Source organism: Brucella thiophenivorans (assembly GCF_002252445.1).
GTDB classification, from domain to species: domain Bacteria; phylum Pseudomonadota; class Alphaproteobacteria; order Rhizobiales; family Rhizobiaceae; genus Brucella; species Brucella thiophenivorans.
Genome location: NZ_NNRJ01000051.1, coordinates 303,713 through 325,997, shown reverse-complemented (window position 1 = coordinate 325,997; position 22,285 = coordinate 303,713). Strand labels below are relative to the sequence as shown.

The window sequence follows — 22,285 nt, the reverse complement described above, 5'->3', positions numbered from 1 at the left end:
GGCGTAGCGCGTGACGCGTCCCGCTATTGCGGGATGATTTTTCCTTACTTTGCCGTTGTTCTATTTGGTTTTTATGCTGTGACATGCAATGAACGCACATGTCGCAACCCATTGATATCATTCAGATTTCAGTCCTTCCGCAAGAGGTGGTGAAGGCTTTTTCAGACATCCAGTTTGAGCTGTCAGTTGAACGGGCTGTGCGTTTACATGAGCAGGCGGCGGTGGCAGAAAAGGACGTGTTCATCACTGAACTGAAGGAACTGATCGAGACGCTGTTAGGTCATGTTCAGGAGTATCGGCGTACGAAGTTCGGGCCTAAATCGGAAAAGCTCGATCCAGCGCAGATGGAACTGGCGCTAGAAGATCTTGAAACGGCGATTGCCGAGACACAGGCGCGGATCGCGGCCAGCACTCTCAATGCGACAAAGCTGCCGCTGCACGCAAGGAACAAAAGCCCGTGTGTTGCCTGCGAACCTGCCACGTGTTGAGCACGTAATTGAGCCTTTAAGCATCGTCTGCCCTTGTGGCTGCGGTGACATGGTTCGGATTGGTGCGGACATGACAGAGCGGCTTGACTATATTCCGGCAAACTATCAGGTGATCGTCACGGTCTGCCCGAAATATGCCTGTCCCAAGGGGTGCACGCGAGTAGTTCAAGCCAAAGCGCCAGCGTATCTGCTGGAAGGCAGCTGGCCTACCGAAGCGCTATTGGCGCAGATCGCCGTCTCCAAGCATTCCGAACACATGCCGCTGAACAGACAGGCAGTGGTCATGGCCCGGCATGGAGTGCGCATTGATCGCTCTGTTCCGGCCGACTAGATGGGGCGCACAGGCGCGTTGATCGCGCCGGTCGTGGATCACATGGCGATGATGCTGATGAAAGATGATTCGCGGCTTTATGTCGATGAGACTACCGCGCCTGTACTCGACACTGGACGCGGCAAGACGAAAATGGGTTATCTGTGGGCAGTACTGCGTGATGAGCTTGGCTGGAATGGTTCCGCGCCGCCGGGCGTGGTGTTCCATTATCGGCCGGGGCGTAGCGGCGAATATGCGGCAGAAATCCTCGACGGCTTCAACGGCACCATTCAGGTCGACGCCTATGGCGGTTACTCGCACCTTGCCATACCAAAACGAACAGGTGGCGATCCGTTACGACTGGCATTTTGCTGGGCACATGGACGTAGAAAACTGATCGCGGCAAAGCCGACGAAGGGGTCGCCCATCGTGAATGATGCACTGTTACGCATCGCCGCTCTTTGCAAGTTTAAGGAAGCCATCCGTGGCAGTAAACCCGGGCATCGCTGTGCAATGCGACAGGATGTGTCTCGGCTATTGGTGGATGAGTTCTCCGCCTGGCTCCAAGCGCTGGCAAAACGCATCTCGCGCAAATCCGATTTGGGTAAGGCTCTTGCCTATATGCTCCGACGCCAAGACGGCCTCCGGCTGTTCCTTGACGACGGTCATATCGATATGGATTCCAATCTTGTCGAAAACGCCATCCGCAGTCCGGCAATGAACCGCCGCAATGCACTATTTGCCGGGCATGACGAGGGAGGCCGTAACTGGGCTCGTTTTGCAAGTCTCATCGGTACATGCCAAATGAATGGCGTGGAGCCCCATGCCTATCTGCGCTATCTCTTTATCAGCATTACAAACGGTCATCCGGCAAAAAACATCGATGACTTAATGCCATGGGCATATGCAAAGCCGATCAGTACATCAAAATGTACTGATTCCGGACTCCCTGATGAGCTGATAAACCACTGCTAAATTCTAAACACTTCAGTGAAAAAGAATAATCAATGGGATGGAGCCGCCGCATACCATAGGCACGTCTTTGAACTGCAATAATCAGTAAAGAGGGTGGCAGTTATTCGTTGCGCTCTGCCCAAGCGGTGTATGCGATCAAAACAAGCCATGCCGTCGATATCGTAGTGATGAACATACCCATCATTTATCCTCTTCGCCTGATAACTACGTGATCGGGAAAAGGTTCACGGGCTTGGCAGAAAAAGAAAAACTCCGGATCCGGGCTGGCGATCTAAGGCAGTCCACGACATGTCGCTGGCTTCAATTGGAACCATTATAGCTACCAAACATTGGCCTATTGCATGATTTCTATGTAATAGGAGGTTTGATCAATGAAACAATTAGGCCCGGATGAAGCACGGCAAGGCCGAGAGGGTAAGCCGGTTCTTATCATCCTACTGGTTAGTCTTGCGGCAGCTGTTGTAGTTTGGATTCTGGTTGAAATTTTCGGAAGCATGATTGCTCCCGAAGTGCCTTCAAACAGTGAGGGTTCTGTGCCGCCGGCAACAACAGAAACCGTACCTCCCGCTTCCGCCGAGTAACGATTTTCCCATTGCTCGATCATTCTGTGCGTGACCCGCAGAATTGACTATCTGCTGAAGCGCAAAGTTGCATCGGATAAGAGAAAAACAAATGCTGAATTCATGGTTTTAAATTGTTCGTCAGCGCCTGTTCTATTGTGTTCTTTAAAGTCAGGCGGTGTTTGCGAAGATTTGTTTCTTCTTCATGACTGACAGGCGCGATTCTGGTTTCTGCGCGATGAATACGGTCGTTGACCGAGTCATATTCTTCAAGAATGCGTGCAAAGCGCGGATCTGCTGCCTTCAACGCATGAATGGTTATGAGCTGCCCCGGAAACTCCTCACCCAATGTATGCGGCGTGTTTGACATAGTTTTCTCCTTCCTTATCAAGGCAGTTTCGCAGCTTAGATATGAAGCCTCATTGATCCCGATCAATGGATAATTATCCCTACATGCATACAACGCATGGCTGACATGCAAAGTCTGATCTTCAAATAAGGGTCGTGCAGTACCATCTTCAGGATACGGACCAATTCAACAATGTGTCCGTGATGGAGATAAAAATGTTTGCCCGTTTAAGTCATCGTTTCGGTCGCACGTTTGCACAATTCGGCAGTGCCGTTCGTGCGTCTGCTGCTATGCGTGTCGGTCATCAGCCGATGGCACAAGACCTTGAGACGCTGGGCATTGATGTCGCTCAGTTCCGCAAAATCCAGGACTAAGTGAAAGGCCCGCTTCAAGCGGGCCTTCGATTTTTAGAAAAGTTTTTGTCTAAACAGAATCGTAAGAAGTGCTCTAGTCTTCGTCCGTGCCCATTTGTTTGAGCAAATCGCCTTTGCCACGTTGGCGCATGATCATGGGAACGACAACGGCTGCAATTGCCAGCGTGATCAGCGTGATCGATACCCACGAACTGACCAGAGTCATAGGGTTTCCCTGACTGATCTGAAGCGCTTGCCGCAAGCTTTTTTCGGCCATTGGTCCGAGGATCAGCCCAACGACGACCGGCGCAATCGGATAGGAAAAGCGGCGCAGAACGTAACCGAGCAATCCGAAAGCCAAAAGCAATCCCAGTTCGAATGAGACTGGCAGGCCAAATAGCATTGATGTCGATGCATTAGCGCCGATTGTGCCAAGCGTTGCGAACACCAGAATGCCCGCATAAAGCCAATGGCGCGGGATGGTGAGCATTTTCACCCACAAACCAATCAGCGGTAGATTCAGAACCAGCAGCATGAGATTTGCGACCAGAAGGCTGGCTATAAGCCCCCAAACCAATGAAGCATTCGTCACGAAAAGCAGCGGTCCCGGTTGCAAACCAAATTGTTGGAAACCTGCAAGCATGATGGCTGCTGTTGCAGTTGTGGGCAGACCAAGCGTTAGCAGGGGCACAAGCGTTCCGGCCGCCGATGCATTATTGGCAGCTTCCGGTCCGGCCACACCTTCGATTGCACCTTTGCCAAATTCTTCGGGATGTTTGGAAAACTGGCGTTCTGCCGAGTAAGATAAAAAGCTTGAGACGTCAGCGCCGCCCGCAGGCATTGCACCAATTGGAAAGCCGATTGCTGTTCCGCGCAGCCATGGCATCCATGAACGTTTCCAGTCGTTTTTAGTCATCCAGACCGAGCCTTTAACCGCGATGACTTCATCATCGGGGCTAAGCTTTTTGGAGACCACCGCGAGCGTTTCACCGATAGCAAATAGGGCCACCGCGAGTGTGGTGACATTGATGCCATCAAGCAGATTGGGCGTGTTCATGACCAGACGTGCTTGTCCAGTCAGTTGATCAATACCGATAAGCCCAAGCGTAAGGCCTATGAACAGTGAGGTAAGTCCGCGCAACGTGGAATCGCCAAATGCCGCCGAAACGGTCATGAAAGCGAGGAGCATCAGCGCGAAATATTCGGACGGTCCAAAGGATAGGGCAAATTTCACCACATATGGCGCAATTAAAGCCAGAGCAAGTGTAGCGATCAAACCTGCTATGAATGAGCCTATGGCGGCGGTTGCGAGCGCCGGCCCGCCGCGCCCTGCTCGGGCCATTTTATTGCCCTCCAATGCCGTGACGATGGAGGCACTTTCCCCGGGGGTGTTGAGAAGGATAGAGGTGGTCGAACCGCCATACATGCCGCCATAATAAATGCCGGCAAACATGATGAGCGATCCTGCGGGATCAAGCTTGTAGGTGACCGGCAGCAACAGCGCCACAGTCAGTGCCGGGCCAATCCCCGGAAGAACGCCGACAGCGGTACCAAGTGTGACGCCAATCAGCGCATAAATAAGGTTTACGGGCTCAAGCGCCACCAGCAGACCGTTGGCGAGAAGCGTTAAAGTATCCATTGTTCTCTCGCTTTTCTTATTGTCCCTAACGCATTGTCCTACGCAAAACAGCTTCGCACTTTCGGCTCAAATGCTTTAAATAAACTGCTCAAGCCAGCCCGACGGCAGTGAAAGTTGCAGACCACGTGCAAACATGAACCAGATGAAGATTGCAAAGATGATGCCGACAGGGATGCTGATCCAGAATTTGCGATAGCCAAATCCGCGCGCAGTTGCCGCAAAGAGCATGCCCGTAGCAATAGAGAACCCGAGCGTCTTCATAGTCAGCATTTGAATGACCAGACCGCCGACAATCCACGCCATAGGCGCTATTTCTTGATGCTCACGCTCTGGAAAATCACCTTTGAACGCGCTGATGACCGTCCATATTGACAAAATAAACAGTCCGGCTGCAACAATATAGGGGACGGTTTTTGGCCCAACTGGCTGGTAGGAAAGAACGTTGCCGCCATAGGCGGTGGACCAGGCGATGGCGATAGCAACCGCGCCCAGAATGAAGGCAATCACAAGAGCTGCGTAGTCTGGCGCCGTTCCAATGGAACGGCGCTCTCCCTGCTGTTCTGATCCTGTCATTGGACGAGACCAATATCCTTGAGAATGGTTTGCGTGGATTCGACATCTTTCTTGAGCTGATCTTTGAAAGCGTCACCTGCAAGATACGTGTCTGCCCAGCCCTTATCTTTGAGGGACTTCTGCCAGGATTCTGATTTCACCATTTTTTCAATATCAGCATTGATGGCGGCTTCCTGTTCGGCAGTGATGTCTGGTGCAGCACCCACCATTCGCCAGTTCTGGATCGAAACGTCGACGCCGCCTTCCTTGAAGGTTGGTGCATCGATGCCTTCAATGCGCTCATCACTCGAAATGCCGATGATGCGCAAAGTGCCGGCTTTGATTTGTGGATCGAATTCGCCATAGCCGGAAATGCCGACCGTCACCTGATTGCCAAGGATTGCAGCCAGTGCTTCACCACCACCGGAAAAGGCGATATAGTTGATCTTGGTGGGATCGACACCGACAGCTTTTGCAAAAAGCCCTGCTGTGATGTGGTCTGTGCCGCCAGCCGAGCCACCACCCCATGAAACCGAGCCGGGATCGGCTTTCAGTTTGGTGACTAGATCGCCAAGATTCTGGATGTCGGAGGATGCTGGAACGACAATGGCTTCATATTCGCCGGTGAGACGGGCAATCGGTGTAATTGCGTCGAGGTTTACGGGCGAATTGTTGGTCAGGATAGCACCGACCATGACATAGCCACCCACAATCAGCTGACCGGGATCGCCTTTATTCTGATTGACGAACTGCGCAAGTCCGATAGTGCCGCCTGCACCCGGAACATTAATGACCTGAACACTATCGGAAATCTTTTCGTCCTGAAGCACGTTCTGCATGGTGCGCGCGGTCTGATCCCAGCCGCCGCCCGGTGCTGCCGGTGCCAGAACCTTATAATCTTCAGCCGATGCGGCACTTACAATTGCAAGTGCTGCGACCGACGTAATGGCCAGAATCCAATTACGCATAAATCCTCCCTGAATGCACTTTGCGTGCATTTTGCTGCTGTCTTTACAGCGCCGTGCGTCTTTCAGGACGCACAAAGCACAATGCTGTAGCCAGCCCTCCTCGAAAAGTCCGCCGCCTCCCAGCGGGAACTTACAATGTGAAGAGTACAGCACAGATTTACAATATGCCAGCGCGACCAAACACTACTTTCTATTTAGAAAGCTACCGGCATAGCTTGACGGCGACCATGCCGGGACGTAATAGAGTTACGACGGTTCCCCGACCGATAGCGAAGGGGATTAATAGGGAACACGGTGAGGACGACCCAAAAGGGACCGAGACCGTGGCTGCCCCCGCAACTGTAAGCGGATTGCCGTTCATCCTCGTGACGCCTATCAAGCGTCATGCCACTGAGCTCTAAAACGGTTCGGGAAGGCAGATGAATAGCGAATATTCGTGAGCCAGGAGACCTGCCGTCTAACGTAGTCCATTGTCACGGGCGGGGATGCCCGGAGCAGGAGTTGGTTATGACAGCTTTTCGCGTCGCAAGACGCTATTTTCTATTGTCATTCATATCCCCGGATATGTCCGTTGACTTCAAGCGCCGGATCGCTTCCGCCGTTTGACGCGGCCATTTCTCACATTGTTTCGGGGATTCAAATGAAACTTTTAGGCCATGTGCCTTTTGGCGCACTCATCGGTGCAGCCACCTTGTTCGTAACAAGCTTTGCAGGCAATGCTTTTGCTGCAGATACCACTTATCCGCTGACGTTCAAAAATTGCGGTCGCGACGTGACCTTCAAGCACGCGCCTCAACGCGCCGTTGCCGTTGGTCAAAGCAGCGCGGAAATCATGTATCTGCTTGGCCTTGGCGACAAAATGGTCGGTACAGCCGTTTGGATTGGGCCGGTTCTCAAGGGCTATGAAGAAGCAAATGCCAAGGTTAAACGCCTTGCGGATAATGATCCAAGCTTTGAAAGTGTGCTTGCAGAAAAGCCGGATATGGTTGCAGCACAATTCCAGTGGCATGTTGGTCCGGAAGGCATTGTTGCAAAGCCTGAACAGTTCGAAGAACTGGGAATTCCGGTTTATACTTCTCCTGCCGATTGCGTCGGCAAGGATAATTCCGGCGGTGGTGACGGCGTGCGTCACGGTGTTTTCACGATAAACCTGATCTATCAGGAAATCGAAGAACTTTCACAGATTTTCAACGTGCAGGATCGTGGTACACAGGTTGTTGCCGATCTCAAAGCTCGTGAAGATGCGGCGCGTAAGAAGATTGGTTCTGCTGATGGCAAGCTTTCTGCCGTGGTCTGGTTCTCCAGTGCTGAACTTGACATTGATCCCTATGTTGCAGGCAAGAATGGCGCTCCGGCCTATATTCTGAAAACGCTCGGCATCAACAACATTATCGATAGCGAAGAAGAATGGCCGACTGTTGGCTGGGAAACCATCGCTAAAGCCAATCCAACCATAATCATCGCAGGCACCATGGAGCGTCGTCGTTTTCCGGCGGATGATGTTGCGGTCAAGCGCGAGTTTCTGAAGAGCGATCCGGTTGCCAGCCTTATGCCTGCCGTCAAGGAAGGTCATGTCTTCGATATGGATGCACAGGCCATGAACCCGACCATCCGCACCATCGAAGGCATTGAAACACTGGCGGATGCCATTGCAGCCTCGGGCCTGAACAAGTGACGATGCGCGCAGCCACTGGCCGATTATTAACCTCGAAAGGGGCGAGCGGCAGGGTGCTGTTCGCAGCTCTGGCGCTTGTTTTGTTACTCTTTGCCCTGTGGCTGGGCGCTGCCATTGGCGAAACGGCAATCCCGCTGGATGTTGTGGCAAAAACTATCGCCAACCGCGTCTGGAATGCCGGTTATACGCTGCAGCCAATCGATGAAGGCATCGTGTGGAGCTATCGGTTGAGCCGCGCTGTCGTCGCAGCTTGCTGTGGCGCAGCACTCGCCATGTCGGGCGTGGTCCTGCAATCGCTTCTGCGCAATTCGTTGGCCGATCCCTATATTCTCGGCATCTCTGCAGGTGCATCGACCGGTGCCGTTGCTGTCGCAATTTTGGGTATCGGCGCTGGCATGCTTTCGCTGTCGGTTGGGGCCTTTATCGGCGCGATTGTTGCCTTCGTGCTTGTTTCGCTACTGGCGTTCAGGGCAGGTCGGGACAACAGCGCTATCATTCTTGCAGGTATTGCGGGTTCGCAGCTTTTCAACGCGCTGACCTCATTCATAGTGACCAAGGCCGCAAATGCCGAGCAGGCGCGCGACATCATGTTCTGGCTCTTAGGTAATCTTTCCGGGGTGCGCTGGCCTGATGTGGCGCTTGCGCTGCCTGCATGTGTGGTCGGGCTTGCAATCTGCCTTTGGCATGCGCGTGCACTTGATGCCTTCACCTTCGGTACGGAATCCGCCGCATCGCTCGGCATTCCCGTGCGGCGAGTCTATGCAATTTTGATTGGTGTCAGCGCCATGATGACGGCGGTGATGGTGTCCATCGTCGGTTCCATCGGCTTTATCGGTTTGGTCATTCCCCACGCGGCGCGAATGGTTGTTGGCGTTCGTCATGGGAGGTTGTTGCCTGCGGCAGCACTTATTGGAGCAATTTTCATGATCATTGCAGATATTATATCGCGCATCATCATTCCGGGACAGGTTTTGCCGATTGGCGTCATTACAGCCTTGTTCGGTGCACCGGCCTTTGCATTCCTGCTTGGACAAAGGAGGGCGCGGTCATGATGCTTTCAACACACAATATTGGCTGGTCGGTGGGTAATATCGAAATCCTCCGCGATGTTTCGCTTGCGGTGAAGGAAGGGGAATTTCTCGGAATAATTGGGCCGAATGGTTCCGGTAAAACAAGCCTTTTATCACTATTGTCCGGCGTGCGGCGCAGCCGTTCCGGCGAGGTGAAGCTTGGCGAAACACCCATTCATAAGCTTAAGCGCCGCGAAATTGCGCGTATTCTGGCTTTGGTCGAGCAGCAGGCAGGCACCACAGATCGTATTACCGTGCGACAGGCCGTAGAACTGGGGCGCACGCCCTATCTTGGAGCGCTTTCACCATGGTCGGAACAGGATGATGCGATTGTCGAACGGGCTTTAAGCAATGTCGACATGCTGCATCTGGCAGAGCGTTGCTGGCACACGCTATCAGGCGGCGAACGTCAGCGTGTCCATATCGCACGCGCTTTGGCGCAGGAGCCGCAGATTCTGCTTCTGGACGAACCCACCAATCATCTCGATATTGGTCACCAGATCGGTCTTCTCGATCTTGTCAGCCGTCAGAAACTGACTGTGATAGCGGCGCTGCATGATCTCAATCATGCGGCGATGTTTTGTGACCGGATCGCCGTCATGGACAAGGGCAAGCTTGTGGAGCTTGGTACGCCGCGCGACGTGTTGCGGGCCGAATGTATCGCCAAGGTTTTCGGGGTCGAAGTCGATGTCGAGTATCATGGCGTTCAAGGCTGTCATATCCGTTATCGCGCACCGCATCGTGGCGCTTTGAAACTCAAACATTCTGCATAATTATGATTGGCATGAAAATGAGCAAACGACTTTTCCTCGCTGCAGCTTTGATGGCTGTTTCTGTATTTCCAGGGCTGGCCGAAACCTTTGAGGTCAAGATGCTGAACCGAGGCGAGAAAGGATCGATGGTGTTTGAACCTGACTTCTTGAAACTCGCTCCAGGTGACAAGGTGAAGTTCATCGCGACCCATAAAAGCCACAACGCAGCGACCATTGATGGCATGGTGCCGGATGGAAATCCGGGATTTAAAGGCAAAATCAACGAAGAAATCGAAGTGGCATTTGATCAGGCGGGATACTATGGAATCAAGTGCTCGCCGCATTATGGTATGGGCATGGTGATGCTCATCAAAGTCGGAGAAGCAGAACTCCCGCATGCGTATCGCGAGGTCGATTTCCCCTCACGCGCCAAACCGCGTTTTGAGGAAATATTTGCAGCGTTAGATACAAATAAATAGGGGTAATATAAAATAAAAATCTAATATAAAGATAAGATATATCAGTAAGTGCATATTAACATGCGATCTTTGTATTAGTTTATCACGGCAATGTGAGTGTTGTTGTTGACAATCTGTTTCCATTCCGTTGACGGTTTGTTTATATGAACCTACGTTACGTTCAGTTAAATGCTCTCTCTATCGTGATTGAGTATTGCTGGAAATGACTGGTGTAATCATATTTTGACTGTATCAGTTATTTTGAGCTTTGAATGTAAGTGCTATCGTTCAGTTTCTAACTCAACGATAGTTTACTTTGAATGAAGTATAAATAATTGGCGTGCTTGTCTCTGCGGGGGCAGAACTACGGACAAGCATGTGACGAACTATTTTTATAATTTATTATTTTATATTTATTGTGCGGCGACCTGCATTTTCTGGAGGCCGCCGCTATTTTTTAAGCAATTGTAGTTGTGTTAACCGACGGCGGCCTTCAAGCGACGCTGCTCCAGATTGAGGCCAAGTTCTGTAGCGCGAGCAATGATGGGTGCAAAGCGACGCTGCTTCTTTTCTGCGTGATTGGAAGCGATGTCCGCGATCCGGTGCTTGAGATATGGATTGAGGAAGCGTTCGCGTACAGAGATCAAATAGTTTTCGGCCTCATCGCCAATGCCATCTGCTGCAAAGACTGGAAGAACCTCTTCTCGCCACAGCGTTTCAAGCTCATTGCGGTTTGTTTCTTCCTGCATGGCTTCCAAAACGATTTCGTCTTTCGGACGATTACCGTTCAGCCATTGCTCTGCAATGAACGTATGGCCGAGATTGAGCAAATAAAGCTTTAACCGCTCATAAAGGGCAAGATTGTCCGTGACCACGATGTCGGGGTGCGTGCAGGGTAGAGTCAGCCCGTCTGCTTGCTCAATCGCCCATATTGCATAAGGCTCTGCAATTGCGCCCACCGGATCGATTGGTTCTGATACGATGCGGTCAACGAGGCTGTTGGCGAAAACACAATTGCTTTCAATCCATTGTGTGAACGCCTTCGGCAGGCTCCAGCTTTCTGCGAGATCGAGCACAATGGAACGCAGTCTGTCGCCATTGCGCGAGATTAGTTCGCACGGGAAGATCGACAGTGGCGCATCGGGATTAACCTTCCAGCGCTGATTCAACAGCACAAGCAGCTTTGCTGGAAAACTTTTCGGCAAGCGGTCGGTATCTGTCAGCAATGACACGTCGTCATTTGCATCAAGCTCAAAGCCTTTATCGCCGGTATTGGACAGGATTACCTGAACTTGCGTTGCAAGCGCGCGGATGGCTGGCCAATCGGTAACGGCGGAATAGGCTGCCGTTACACTTTTCACCAAATGCTTTTCGTCAACAGGTTTGCCGTTGCGTAAGCCGCGAATGATAATTGGATAACCTTCGCTACTGTTCAGTGCGCTAATACGGCGTGCGCTTTCAGGGTTAGATGTTGTTTGAACGATTGCAATCGTACCAATTGCTTCGCCCTTGGCCAGTGCTTCCGAGATGAAAAAATCGACATGTCCAAGCAAAAATCGGCTGGTGCCAAATTGCAGAATCGATGGTTGATTGGTCATTTTTCCTCCCTTGGATAATTGTGAAATAGCTATTGCAACCCTCAAAATTGGTCAAGCCACTCTTTGAATTCAATTTAGATCGTGGTGCGACAAAACAGACACAAAATACAATAACTAGTATTTTCAGTTAGTTAGAATGTATTGCGCTTTCTGTATCTTCAAAATATGGTAAGGCCAATTTGGGAGAGAGCATGAGCGAACATATTGGCTCCGTGGAACCGCGGAGGCTTTATCAACAAATTGCCGACCGGGTCAGGACCTTGGTCCGCGAAGGGCATTTTCCGGCGGGAAGCAGGCTTCCCGCTGAGCGCGAACTTGCGCATCAGCTTGGTGTGTCGCGCCCGTCATTGCGCGAAGCGCTGATCGCGCTTGAAATCGCAGGCAATGTCGAAATTCGTATGGGTTCCGGCATTTATGTTGCTGCCGAGCAAACCCGTATTCCCGCGAACGGCGGATCGATTGGTGAAAGCCCGCTGGAAATCATGCAGGCCCGTTCGCTTGTTGAAGGCAGTGCTGTCATCATGGCCTGCAGTCTGATTACAACGGAAGCCTTAACGCGGCTGCGCGGCAATCTTGACGCGATGCGATTGCAGATTGAGGCCGAACGCAAGCCAATCGAGCTTGATCGTCAGTTTCATCTGATTATCGCCGAACAGTCGGGCAACTCGGTTGTGGTGCGTATTATTCGTGACTTGTTTGACGAGCGACATAGTCCGCTCACGGCCCAAATGCGCACGAGATACGAAAATGCTGAAACTTGGGCGCATGCCCTGACAGAACATGAGAAGATTTATGCTGCACTGGAAGCGCGGGATCCGCTTCTGGCGCAGACAGCGATGCGCACGCATCTGGATACATCAAAGCAGCGATGGATGGAGAATGAGCCTCGGGATTAGGCTCGGACATTTGCTGTAGTGGTTTTGGGAGTGAGGTCAGAATTATGAACGACAAGGCTGTCTCGGCTGTGACGCCGGTAATCCTTTTGCATCCGTCAGATGATGTTGCGGTTGCGCGTATTTCGGTCCGTGCGGGCAATCCGATTGGACTTGGCGATATCGTCGCGCGTGATTTGATCGGGCGTGGCCACAAGGTGGCTTTGCACAACATTTCAGCGGGCAAGGAAGTGCACAAATATGGGCAGGTGATTGGTGTTGCCATTCAGGATATTGCGGTAGGTGAACATGTGCACCTTCACAATCTCGCAATGCTGCCATCCGAGCATGAACATCAATTTTCGGTCGATATTGAAGAACGCGGTATGCTGCCGGAAGCTGAGCGCCGTCAGTTCATGGGCTATGATCGGGGCTTTGGCGGTGTCGGTACGCGCAACTATATCGGTGTCATTTCATCGGTAAACTGCTCTGCGACCGTATCTCGCTACATTGCCGATTATTTCAATCGCATGGGTGGTCTTGATGGCTTTGATAACGTTGATGGTGTGGTGGCACTGACGCATGGCAGCGGCTGCGCACTCAACACCAAATCGGAAGGTTATCGGCTGCTGACCCGTACCATTCAGGGCTATGCCAAGCATCCGAATTTCGGTGGCATATTGCTTATTGGTCTTGGTTGCGAAACCAACCAGATCGCGCCGATTATGGAACATTATCGTATGGAAGAGGGCGCACGTCTTCGCACCATGACGATCCAACAGCATGGTGGCACTCGCAAGACAATCGATCATGCGATTGCCGAGATAAAGGAAATGCTGCCGCTGGTGAACTCCGCCAAGCGTACGTCGCAGCCTTTGTCGAAGCTGAAAGTTGCGCTCGAATGTGGCGGTTCTGACGGTTATTCTGGCATCTCTGCCAATCCGGCTTTGGGTTATGCGTCTGATCTTATTGTGCGCAATGGCGGCACAACTGTTCTGGCAGAAACACCTGAAATCTATGGCGCTGAACATCTTCTGACACGCCGCGCTGTTACGCCTGCGGTTGCGGAAAAGCTGCTCCAGCGCATCGACTGGTGGCGCGATTATACAGCCCGCAACGGCGATGAACTCAACAACAACCCATCACACGGCAACAAGCTCGGTGGCCTCACCACCATCCTAGAAAAGTCGCTGGGTGCTGTTGCCAAGGGTGGCTCGATGCCGCTCAAGGCTGTCTATGAATTTGCTGAAACCGTAACCGAACAGGGTTTCACCTTCATGGATACGCCGGGCTATGACCCGGTTGCTGTAACAGGACAGGTGGCGGGCGGTTGTAACGTGATCTGCTTCACTACGGGCCGTGGCTCGGTTTCGGGCTTTAAGCCAGCGCCCTGCATCAAGATCGCGACCAATTCCGAAATGTACGAGCACATGAAGGAAGACATGGACTTCAATTGCGGCGGCATCGTCACCGGTGATGAGACCATTGAAGAGTCCGGCACGCGCATTTTCGAGCATATTATCGCAGTCGCTTCCGGTGAGCAGACGCTGAGCGAAATCTACGACTATGGCGATAACGAATTCGTACCGTGGCAGGTCGGCGCCGTCACCTGATCTGCCCATTCAATGAACAACTACAGGAATATTTCGATGGTCAAAGCTCTGCGTATTGAGAGCGAAAACGTAACTCGTTTTGCTGAAATTCCCGAAGCACCGCTCTTGCCCGGACATGTCCGGGTGAGCATAAAACATGTGGGGCTTTGCGGCAGCGATCTCAATACGTTCAAGGGGTTAAATCCTCTGGTGGAACTGCCGCGAATTCCGGGTCATGAAATTGGTGGTGAGATCATCGAAGCCGGTGAGGGCGTCAGTGCCGCTTATGCTAAGGGCAAGCGCGTCATCGTGCTTCCTTACACCAACTGCGGTCAGTGTTCGTCATGCCGCAAAGGCCGCTTGAACGCCTGCCGCTACAACAAAACGCTTGGCGTGCAGCAGAATGGCGGACTGGCGGAACAGATTGTTCTGCCCGCGGAAAAGCTCATCCTGAACGATACGCTTGCTCCGCGTCATCTCGCACTGGTCGAGCCGCTTTCAGTTGGTTTCCATGCGGTCGAACGTGGCCGCGTTCTGGCCGGTGATACGGTTGCGGTGCTTGGCTGTGGCATGATCGGCATGGGTGTATTGATCGGCGCAGTTGCGCGCGGTGCCAGGGTTATTGCTATTGATCCGAGTGCTGAAAAGCGTGAACTGGCGCTGAAGTTTGGCGCAACACATACACTGCCGGGCGGCGAAGATGTTGTCGCAAAGGTGCAAGAGCTTACCAGTGATGACGGCGTGGATGTCGCCTTTGAAGCGGTTGGTCTGCCGATCACTTTCACGCAAGCGGTTGACCTCGCAGGCTTTGCGGGGCGTGTCGTTTATGTCGGCTATTCCAAGTCGCCGGTGACTTACCAGACACAATTCTTCAACCTCAAAGAACTCGACATCATGGGTTCGCGCAATGCGACGCTGACCGATTTTGAGGCTGTGATCACACATTTGGAGAAGCTGGGAAGCAATGCAGATCAGCTAATCTCAAAGATATTTCCTTTCGACGAAGCAGAACAGGCGCTGCCCTTTTGGGACGGTGACCGCAACGTTCTGAAAATCATCATTGAACGCAACTGAATCGAAGCAAATGCTCTGTGTCGGGAAGGACGGCATTGAGCGCTAGTGGAGGAAACCGGCCTCGTGGCCATTTGTTTGAAGACCCTAAACGGGAGGAATACCATGAAAAAACTCGTTACCGGAATGATCGCAGCAAGCATGTTGCTGGCAGGAAGCGTGGTAGCCTATGCTGCCAATGTGTCGATCAAAGTTGCCTATGAAAACAACCCCGGCGAGCCTTTTGATGAGGTGATGCATTACTGGAAAGACGATCTTGCCAAGCGCAGCAATGGCGAAATCACGCTTGAGCTTTATCCAAGTTCGCAGCTCGGCTCCAAGAAGGATGTGACAGAGCAGGCGATGATGGGCCTCAATGTCGTCACGATTTCCGACGTTGGCTTTCTGGCAGAATATGACCCGGACCTTGGCGTGCTTTATGGCCCGTTCCTGACGGATGATCCGGCACAGCTTTTCAAAGTTTATGACGGCGATTGGTTCCAGGGAAAGAGTGACGAGCTGAAGAAAAAAGGCATTCACATTGTGATGCCGAACTACCTCTACGGTATTCGTCAGATCATTTCCAAAAAACCGATCCGCACACCTGAAGACCTCAAGGGTATGAAAATCCGCGTGCCTAACAATGTCATGCAGATCAAGACCTTTGAAGCGATGGGCGCGACCCCAACTCCAATGCCACTAGGTGAAACATTCCCGGCTCTGGCGCAGGGCGTGATCGATGGCGTTGAAAACCCGATTTCGGTGCTTTACGGCCAGAAATTTCAGGAAGAAGCCAAATATCTGAGCAAGGTTGGTTATCTGACCAATGTAGCACTGATTGTTGGCGGCGAAGCGTTCTTCTCGACACTGCCTGAAGAGCAGCTCAAGATGATTCATGAATCAGCTTATGATGCGGGTCTCTACAGCCAAAAGCTGACGATCGAAAAAGATAATGAAATGATCGAAAAAATGAAGGAAGCTGGCGTTGAAGTCATCGAAGTTGACCGTGCTCCTTTCAAAGCTTTGGCTGAAAAAGTCTACACGCAGTTCCCGGAATGGTCGCCTGGTCTTTATGAAAAGATCCAGGCTGAACTGAAGAACTAAACCTCTCTATTCGGATATTGCCATGTCGCGGTTTTCACTGCGGCATGGCACGGTTATGGAAATTAATCCGATGAAATATTTTGAAAAACTGGTCGAGTGGTCGGCAGCTTTGCCGCTTTTCGTTTTGCTGGCTATGTTCAATGTTGCTGTTGTCATGCGCTACTGGATGCATCAGCCATTGCAGTGGACTGAGGAAATGGCCGGGCTTTTGATGATCTGGATAATCATGCTTGGTAGTGTCGCGGCAGAACGCAGCAACCAGCATCTCGCTATTCCGATGCTTGTGGACCTTTTCTCTGAGAAGATTCGTGATGTCATTAATGCGATCATCTCAATTTTCTCGGGACTGTTTCTGCTTTATGTATCCTATGCCGGTTACAAACTGTCAGTTGCAGCGCAGTTCAAAGTCACTGACGTGCTCCGCGTCTCCTATTTCTGGATAGACATCGCAGTCCCCGTCGGCTTCGTGATTATCTCTATTTATATGTTTGCAGGTGCTTTCAAGTCCTTGCGCGCCGTATTTGCGGGAGGCAAGGCATGAGCCTGACGACCATCGTTCTTATCATGCTGGCACTGATTGCGCTTAACATGCGCCTTTATGTGGCCATTCTGATTGCTGTCTTTACCTATTTCATCTTCTTCAACCAGATGCCGATTGCTATTGCTGTGCAGCGTTTTATCAGCCCTGCACAGAACACATCGCTTCTTGCTATCCCGTTCTTCATTATGCTTGGAACGGTCATGTCGCATACGGGTATTGCAGAGCGTTTGATCAAAGTTGCTGACATTCTGGTTGGCCGTATGCGTGGCGGCATGGCGCTGACTAACATCATGGTTTCGACCCTGATGGGTGGCGTGAGTGCCTCAAACCTCGCCGATAGCGCCATGCTGACGCGCATGATGGTGCCAGAAATGGTCAAGCGTGGCTATGATAAGGCATTTTCCTGCGCAGTGACGGCTGCCGGTTCGCTGATTACGCCAATCATTCCTCCGGGTATTGCTCTCATCATCTATGGTTTGATCGCTGACGTATCCATCGGCAAGATGTTTATGGCAGGTGTTGTTCCGGGAATTCTCGGTGCCGTTATTCTGATGATTGCAGCCTACATCACTTCGGTAAAACGTGGTTATAAGCCAAGCCGTGAAAAGCGCATGAGCGGTGCCGAAGTTGCATCGACGCTTGCTTCTGCATGGCCTGCTGTGCTGCTGCTGTTCGCGATCATCGGCGGTATCCGTATGAATATCTTCACGCCGACGGAAGCCGGTGCTGTTGCTGTTACGCTGGTGCTTATTATCGGCTTTGTGATCTATCGCGAAATGCGTGTGTCACATGTCGTGGATTCGCTTATCGAGACCGCAAAGTCGACAGCCTCCGTCATGCTTGTGATCATGGCATCGTCTGCGCTCGCATGGGTGTTTTCGCTTGAGCAGGCCGGTCAGGCACTGATGCATCTGATTTCGTCTTTCACCAGCAATCCTTATGCGTTTTTGCTGGCAGTCAATGTGATCCTGCTTCTGCTTGGCGCATTGATTGAAGGCACGGCACTTATGATCGTTCTGGTGCCGCTTCTGATGCCGACAGTGAAGGCTTTGGGTATTGATCCGGTGCATTTCGGTATCGTGGTTATCGTCAATCTTTCAATTGGGACGCTGACGCCGCCGGTTGGTACAGTGATGCTTATGGTCTGTAATATTGCAAAAGTGCGCGTTGCAGATTTCACCCGCCAGGCATTCAGCATGTATCTGGCGCTCTTCATTCTGCTGGCGCTTGTCACTTACGTGCCGTTTATCTCAACGTTTCTGGCACATTGATTGATAAGAAAATCAAGAAGGGCGCGGAAATTTCCGCGCCCTTTGTTATTTCACGGCACCAAGCGCAAGTCCCTTAATGAGATAACGCTGCAACCACACAAACATGATCGCTACGGGCAGGGTTGCGACGAGCGTTGCCGCCATCACATAATGCCATTCGACGGTGTAGCGGCCAGCCACCAGTGAGAATACCTGAATAGGCAGTGTGTAACTTGCCTGACTGCGCAGCATGGTAAGCGCCACAACAAACTCGTTCCATGCATTGATGAAGGTGAAAATTGTCGTGACCGCAATGGCCGGCAGGCAAAGCGGCAGGAAAACCTTGATCAGCGTTTTGGTTCGGCCAGCGCCTTCCATCCACGATGCTTCTTCAAGGTCGCGCGGAATGGTGTCGAAATAGCTTTGCAGCATCCACACAGTAAAGGCGACATTGAACGCCATATAGACTGCACCCACCGCCGTAACACTTTCAATCAGCCCATAGGCTGCCAAAAGACGAAACAAGCCCAACACCAGAACGATGGGCGAAATCATTTGCGAAATCAGCAGGAATTGTCTGAACGCGCCATCACCCGCAAAGCGAAAGCGCGACATGGCATAGGCGGCGGGAATTGAGAAAACAATTGCGCCAACAGAGGCAATTACGGAGACGTAAAGCGAGTTCAGCAGCGCTGTGCTAAAGCCTGTGCGCACCCACATCTCGGAAAAGTTCTCCCAGCGGAACGTGCTTGGCCACCATGTAGGTGAGAGCACTTCCTGCGCTGGTTTGACGGCGGTCAGAAACATCACCGCAAAAGGAAATAGTGTGAGAATAATGAGCGGCGTCAGCGTTGCCCAGGCGATGATTGTGCGTTTGAGTTTTGGCTTGTTCATGCTGCTTCCCTCCGCATGGCGAGGCGAATATAGATCGCGGTGAATACCAGCAGGATACCCAGCATGATAAGCGAAACGGCAGATGCTTCGCCGAGTTTTCCAAGGCGGAAGGCGAGCTTATAAAGATGTGTTACAAGAATATCTGTTGAATTTGCAGGTCCGCCTTGCGTCATCACCCAGATGATCGGGAACGAGTTGAATACGTAAATCGTATTGAGCACAATCGCGATATTGATAAAGGGTTTGAGCAGCGGGAAAGTGATCTCGCGAAACTGTTGCCAGAGGCTTGCACCTTCAAGCGATGAGGCTTCATAGAGATCGTCGGGAATCGATGACAAGCCTCCGAGAAAAATCGTAGTCGTGAATGGCACCGTCACCAGAATGCCGACCAGTATCTGCATGGGAAAAGCGGTTGCCGCACTCGCCAACCATTGAATATTGCTATCAATCAGTCCCAGATTACGCAGCGCCGAATTCAGCATACCGCTTTCGCCATTCAGCGCCCAGCGCCAGACGATGGCTGTCATGGTGAGTGACACGGCCCAGGGCAGCATGACGATAACACGCGCCACGGAACGTCCGTAAAAATCCATATTAAGAATGATCGCAACGGGAATTGAAACCAATAAAGCGCCACCGACAACCGCGATTGTCCAGAAGCCCGTTCGCCATATGGCATTGATGAAATCTGACGAGGCGAAGAGCGCGGAAAAATTGGCACCGCCGTTAAAATCGCGCAATTGCCCAAAGCGGTTTACATCATGGGTCGCAATTTCGATGAGATTGACGACCGGCCAGAAAATCACCACCGCAGCCAGAAGCAGGCTTGGCAGGATAAGGAAATAGGGCAGTGTGCGATTTTGCATCAGCCATAACCCCCATGTCAGTTGGAAAAGACAAACCCGGCAGTATTTTTCAATACTGCCGGGATGACGGGAGCTTATTTCTTCAGGATTGCGTCTGCCTTGGAAGCAGCTTCCTTAAGCACTGCATCGGGCTCTCCATTGCCAAGATAGATGCTCTGCATCGCATTGGATGTAATGTCGGCAATCTCTTCCCAACCGGGAATGACCGGTGCAAAACGCGCATCGGGCAATAGTGCGGTGAAGGCTGCAAGATCGGCATTATTGACGTAATAATCCATCTTTGCTTCTTCCTTGTTCACTGGGAGGAAGCCTTCGCCTTGCGTGAACTTGGCGCGCCAGTCGGTTTGGAACAAGAAGTCGAGCACCTTCCATGCTTCCTCCTTGTTCTTGGAATTCTGGAACATGATGACAGAGTCCGTCACGCCATAAGTGCCACGCGCACCGGTCGGGCCAGCGGGAATTGCCGCAACACCATATTTGAGATTCGGCGCTTCTTCCTTGATCTGGTTCGACAGGAACGGCGCGGTGATCATCATTCCGACCTTGCCCTGCTTGAACAGGTTCTGCACGTCTTCACGCGCATAGGACGTGACGCCCGGCTGGGTCAAACCATCGTCGATCATCGACTTATAGAGTTTTGCGGCCTCAAGCGCGCCTGGCGAACTCAGGCCAGAAGTGCCGTCCTTGTTGAGGATTTCAGCACCTTGTGACCACATTGCATAGTAATAATAGACGTCGGTCTCGATTTCCTTGCCTTGCAGGCCAAAACCGTAAGTCTCTCCACCCAGCGCCTTGATCTTTTCAGCCGCCGCTTTCACTTCGTCCCAAGTTGCGGGAGGATTGGCGACGCCTGCTTTTTCAAGCAGATCCTTGTTGTAATACATGGCGCGCGCCGAGGCTGCGATTGGCAGGCCATATGTCTTGCCTTCAAGAACGGAAGGCGACAGGAATGTTTCGATAAAACGGCCCTTGAAAGCGTCATCCATATAGCCATCAAGCGGCTCTGCAATTCCCTGCTGGACAAAATCGATCAGCCAGCGCGTGCCGATGATCGACAAATCGGCGTTGGTGCCTGCGGAAATATCAGTTGTCAGCTTTTGCAGCAGAACATCCCATGGCACGACTTCAAAATTCAACGTGATACCAGGATTTTCCGCTTCGAACGCCTTTTTGACTTCTTCAAAATATGGGCCGGTCTTGGAGCTGTATTCCGCGACCGTCATGCGCACTTCGCCAGCCTGTGCGAAAGAACTCAATGCCAGAATGCTAAATCCAGCCAGGAGGCCGGTCTTCCATTTTGCTATCGTCATGTTTCCGTTCCCTTTTTTGTGCTTCGCTTGGTGCAATGCATGCTGTTTTTTGTTATTTTCTTACATTATCGGCAATTCAGCCGCTTTCAAGTAAAAAGTTTTGTTGCAAACTTACATTTTGAATTTTAGTCTGATCCCAAATAAAAGCATTTCCAGTAAAAGTGCGAAGCGGTTTTTCGTCGGATAATGCGATAAAAAACAAATATTTAGAGCGTTTCTCTTGATTTAACCAAATCGGAAACGCTCTCAAGGCGCAAAAAGCGCTGCATAAAAGGGGAATGAAGTGGAAGATTCAGGCGCGTTTGCCGGAAAATCTGTTCTGATAACCGGCGCTGGCGGCGGCGTGGGGATAGCACTCGTTCATTTGTTTGCGGCGCTGGGTGCGCGCATTATCGGTTGCGATCTCACACTTGAGGCGATGCGCGGAGATTTATTTGCTGCACGTCATGCCTTTGATTTAGGCGCAACTGAAACGCTGGAAAAGGCTGCACAGCAAATTATCGAGACAAACGGTGTGCCCGACATTGTCATCAACAATGCAGGATGGACGCGCGCAGACACATTTGAAGCCCTTGATCAAGGTAACATTACCACGGAAATCGACCTCAACCTGACCAGTGTGGCAGTGTTTTCGACAGAACTTGCGCGCGCCATGGCTGAACGCGGGAGTGGTGCTTTCGTGTTCATTTCGTCAATCAATTCGCTTATGCACTTTGGAAATCCGGCCTATGCCGCAGCGAAAGCCGGGATCAATGCATTTGTGCGCGCGCTTGCCGTTGAATATGGCCCCAAAGGCCTTCGCGCCAATGCCGTTTGTCCCGGCTCAATCCGAACCGCTGCATGGGATCATCGCATTGCGAAAGACCCCACAGTTTTAGATAAATTGCGACGACTTTACCCCTTGGGACGCATCGTCAATGTGGAGGAAGTAGCCGAGGCGGTGGCGTTTTTGGCCTCAAATCGCGCTTCTGGAATAACGGGCACGGTTCTGCCAGTCGATGCCGGGCTGATGGCCGGATGCAGACCTTTTATTGATGATATTTTAGGTGGGAGTTGAGT

21 protein-coding genes, 1 pseudogene and 1 riboswitch are annotated in these 22,285 nt (G+C 51.8%); of the genes and pseudogenes, 14 read left to right on the top strand and 8 right to left on the bottom strand.

The features are described 5' to 3' along the window. The first annotated feature begins 98 nt into the window (after positions 1-98). Both tnpC and CEV31_RS15525 read left to right on the top strand, forming a co-directional pair. Positions 99-1,773: pseudogene (gene tnpC / locus CEV31_RS15530) on the top strand (IS66 family transposase). Between the two features lie 371 nt (positions 1,774-2,144). Continuing rightward, positions 2,145-2,354, top strand: coding sequence for a hypothetical protein (locus CEV31_RS15525; RefSeq protein WP_094508115.1), 210 nt, complete (start codon positions 2,145-2,147; stop codon positions 2,352-2,354). A 100-nt stretch (positions 2,355-2,454) separates the two neighbouring features. Here the strand turns inward: CEV31_RS15525 and CEV31_RS15520 are convergent, their stop codons facing one another. Then, complete coding sequence (locus CEV31_RS15520; protein ID WP_094508113.1) at positions 2,455-2,703, bottom strand: YdcH family protein; 249 nt, start codon at positions 2,701-2,703, stop codon at positions 2,455-2,457. Between the two features lie 194 nt (positions 2,704-2,897). Between CEV31_RS15520 and CEV31_RS21140 the strand changes: the two genes are divergently transcribed. Next, on the top strand, positions 2,898-3,056 hold the full coding sequence (locus CEV31_RS21140; protein WP_169717373.1) for a hypothetical protein: 159 nt from the start codon (positions 2,898-2,900) through the stop codon (positions 3,054-3,056). A gap of 73 nt (positions 3,057-3,129) precedes the next feature. Here the strand turns inward: CEV31_RS21140 and CEV31_RS15515 are convergent, their stop codons facing one another. The 3 genes from CEV31_RS15515 to CEV31_RS15505 all read right to left on the bottom strand — a co-directional run bounded on the left by CEV31_RS15515 (position 3,130) and on the right by CEV31_RS15505 (position 6,194). After that, entirely contained in the window at positions 3,130-4,674 is a 1,545-nt protein-coding gene (locus CEV31_RS15515) for a tripartite tricarboxylate transporter permease (protein ID WP_094508111.1), read from the bottom strand. A 75-nt stretch (positions 4,675-4,749) separates the two neighbouring features. Beyond that, positions 4,750-5,247 carry a tripartite tricarboxylate transporter TctB family protein gene (locus tag CEV31_RS15510; protein ID WP_094508109.1) on the bottom strand — a complete coding sequence of 166 codons (498 nt, stop codon included), beginning with the start codon at positions 5,245-5,247 and terminating at the stop codon, positions 4,750-4,752. Beyond that, positions 5,244-6,194 (bottom strand): Bug family tripartite tricarboxylate transporter substrate binding protein, encoded by a 951-nt coding sequence (locus CEV31_RS15505; RefSeq protein WP_094508107.1) that lies wholly within the window; start codon positions 6,192-6,194, stop codon positions 5,244-5,246. Before CEV31_RS15505 ends, CEV31_RS15510 begins: the two co-directional genes overlap by 4 nt. Before the next feature lie 235 nt (positions 6,195-6,429). Then, positions 6,430-6,666: riboswitch (cobalamin riboswitch) on the top strand. 168 nt (positions 6,667-6,834) lie between these two features. On the opposite strand from CEV31_RS15505, the gene CEV31_RS15500 reads away from it, so the two are divergent. Genes CEV31_RS15500 through CEV31_RS15485 form a run of 4 tightly spaced genes read left to right on the top strand, consistent with a single transcriptional unit; the run spans position 6,835 to position 10,170 of the window. After that, a complete protein-coding gene (locus CEV31_RS15500; protein ID WP_094508105.1) occupies positions 6,835-7,869 on the top strand; it encodes an ABC transporter substrate-binding protein in 1,035 nt (344 codons plus the stop codon). Next, entirely contained in the window at positions 7,866-8,921 is a 1,056-nt protein-coding gene (locus CEV31_RS15495) for a FecCD family ABC transporter permease (RefSeq protein WP_374846918.1), read from the top strand. Before CEV31_RS15500 ends, CEV31_RS15495 begins: the two co-directional genes overlap by 4 nt. Beyond that, positions 8,918-9,712, top strand: a complete 795-nt coding sequence (locus CEV31_RS15490) for an ABC transporter ATP-binding protein (RefSeq protein ID WP_094508101.1) — start codon at positions 8,918-8,920, stop codon at positions 9,710-9,712. Before CEV31_RS15495 ends, CEV31_RS15490 begins: the two co-directional genes overlap by 4 nt. 17 nt (positions 9,713-9,729) lie before the next feature. Next, complete coding sequence (locus tag CEV31_RS15485; RefSeq protein ID WP_094508598.1) at positions 9,730-10,170, top strand: pseudoazurin; 441 nt, start codon at positions 9,730-9,732, stop codon at positions 10,168-10,170. A gap of 455 nt (positions 10,171-10,625) precedes the next feature. Here CEV31_RS15485 and CEV31_RS15480 read toward each other — a convergent pair whose 3' ends face one another. Beyond that, on the bottom strand, positions 10,626-11,747 hold the full coding sequence (locus tag CEV31_RS15480) for a mannitol dehydrogenase family protein (protein ID WP_094508099.1): 1,122 nt from the start codon (positions 11,745-11,747) through the stop codon (positions 10,626-10,628). A gap of 191 nt (positions 11,748-11,938) precedes the next feature. Between CEV31_RS15480 and CEV31_RS15475 the strand changes: the two genes are divergently transcribed. The 6 genes from CEV31_RS15475 to CEV31_RS15450 all read left to right on the top strand — a co-directional run bounded on the left by CEV31_RS15475 (position 11,939) and on the right by CEV31_RS15450 (position 18,177). After that, complete coding sequence (locus CEV31_RS15475; RefSeq protein ID WP_094508096.1) at positions 11,939-12,643, top strand: FadR/GntR family transcriptional regulator; 705 nt, start codon at positions 11,939-11,941, stop codon at positions 12,641-12,643. Positions 12,644-12,687: 44 nt separating this feature from the next. Then, positions 12,688-14,232 (top strand): UxaA family hydrolase, encoded by a 1,545-nt coding sequence (locus tag CEV31_RS15470; RefSeq protein WP_094508094.1) that lies wholly within the window; start codon positions 12,688-12,690, stop codon positions 14,230-14,232. 36 nt (positions 14,233-14,268) lie between these two features. Further along, entirely contained in the window at positions 14,269-15,285 is a 1,017-nt protein-coding gene (locus CEV31_RS15465) for a zinc-binding alcohol dehydrogenase family protein (RefSeq protein WP_094508092.1), read from the top strand. A 102-nt stretch (positions 15,286-15,387) separates the two neighbouring features. Further along, positions 15,388-16,365, top strand: coding sequence for a C4-dicarboxylate TRAP transporter substrate-binding protein (locus CEV31_RS15460; RefSeq protein WP_094508090.1), 978 nt, complete (start codon positions 15,388-15,390; stop codon positions 16,363-16,365). A gap of 22 nt (positions 16,366-16,387) precedes the next feature. After that, a complete protein-coding gene (locus tag CEV31_RS15455) occupies positions 16,388-16,906 on the top strand; it encodes a TRAP transporter small permease (protein ID WP_235818123.1) in 519 nt (172 codons plus the stop codon). Next, positions 16,903-18,177, top strand: coding sequence for a TRAP transporter large permease (locus CEV31_RS15450; protein WP_094508088.1), 1,275 nt, complete (start codon positions 16,903-16,905; stop codon positions 18,175-18,177). Before CEV31_RS15455 ends, CEV31_RS15450 begins: the two co-directional genes overlap by 4 nt. 45 nt (positions 18,178-18,222) lie before the next feature. Here the strand turns inward: CEV31_RS15450 and CEV31_RS15445 are convergent, their stop codons facing one another. From CEV31_RS15445 to CEV31_RS15435, 3 genes are all read right to left on the bottom strand, one after another. Then, positions 18,223-19,050, bottom strand: a complete 828-nt coding sequence (locus tag CEV31_RS15445; RefSeq protein WP_094508086.1) for a carbohydrate ABC transporter permease — start codon at positions 19,048-19,050, stop codon at positions 18,223-18,225. Continuing rightward, positions 19,047-19,916: a carbohydrate ABC transporter permease gene (locus CEV31_RS15440; RefSeq protein WP_094508084.1), complete on the bottom strand. Its 870-nt coding sequence runs from the start codon at positions 19,914-19,916 to the stop codon at positions 19,047-19,049. Before CEV31_RS15440 ends, CEV31_RS15445 begins: the two co-directional genes overlap by 4 nt. A 74-nt stretch (positions 19,917-19,990) precedes the next feature. After that, a complete protein-coding gene (locus tag CEV31_RS15435; RefSeq protein ID WP_094508082.1) occupies positions 19,991-21,226 on the bottom strand; it encodes an ABC transporter substrate-binding protein in 1,236 nt (411 codons plus the stop codon). A 283-nt stretch (positions 21,227-21,509) separates the two neighbouring features. On the opposite strand from CEV31_RS15435, the gene CEV31_RS15430 reads away from it, so the two are divergent. After that, on the top strand, positions 21,510-22,283 hold the full coding sequence (locus CEV31_RS15430) for an SDR family NAD(P)-dependent oxidoreductase (protein ID WP_094508080.1): 774 nt from the start codon (positions 21,510-21,512) through the stop codon (positions 22,281-22,283). The last annotated feature ends 2 nt before the right edge of the window (positions 22,284-22,285 follow it).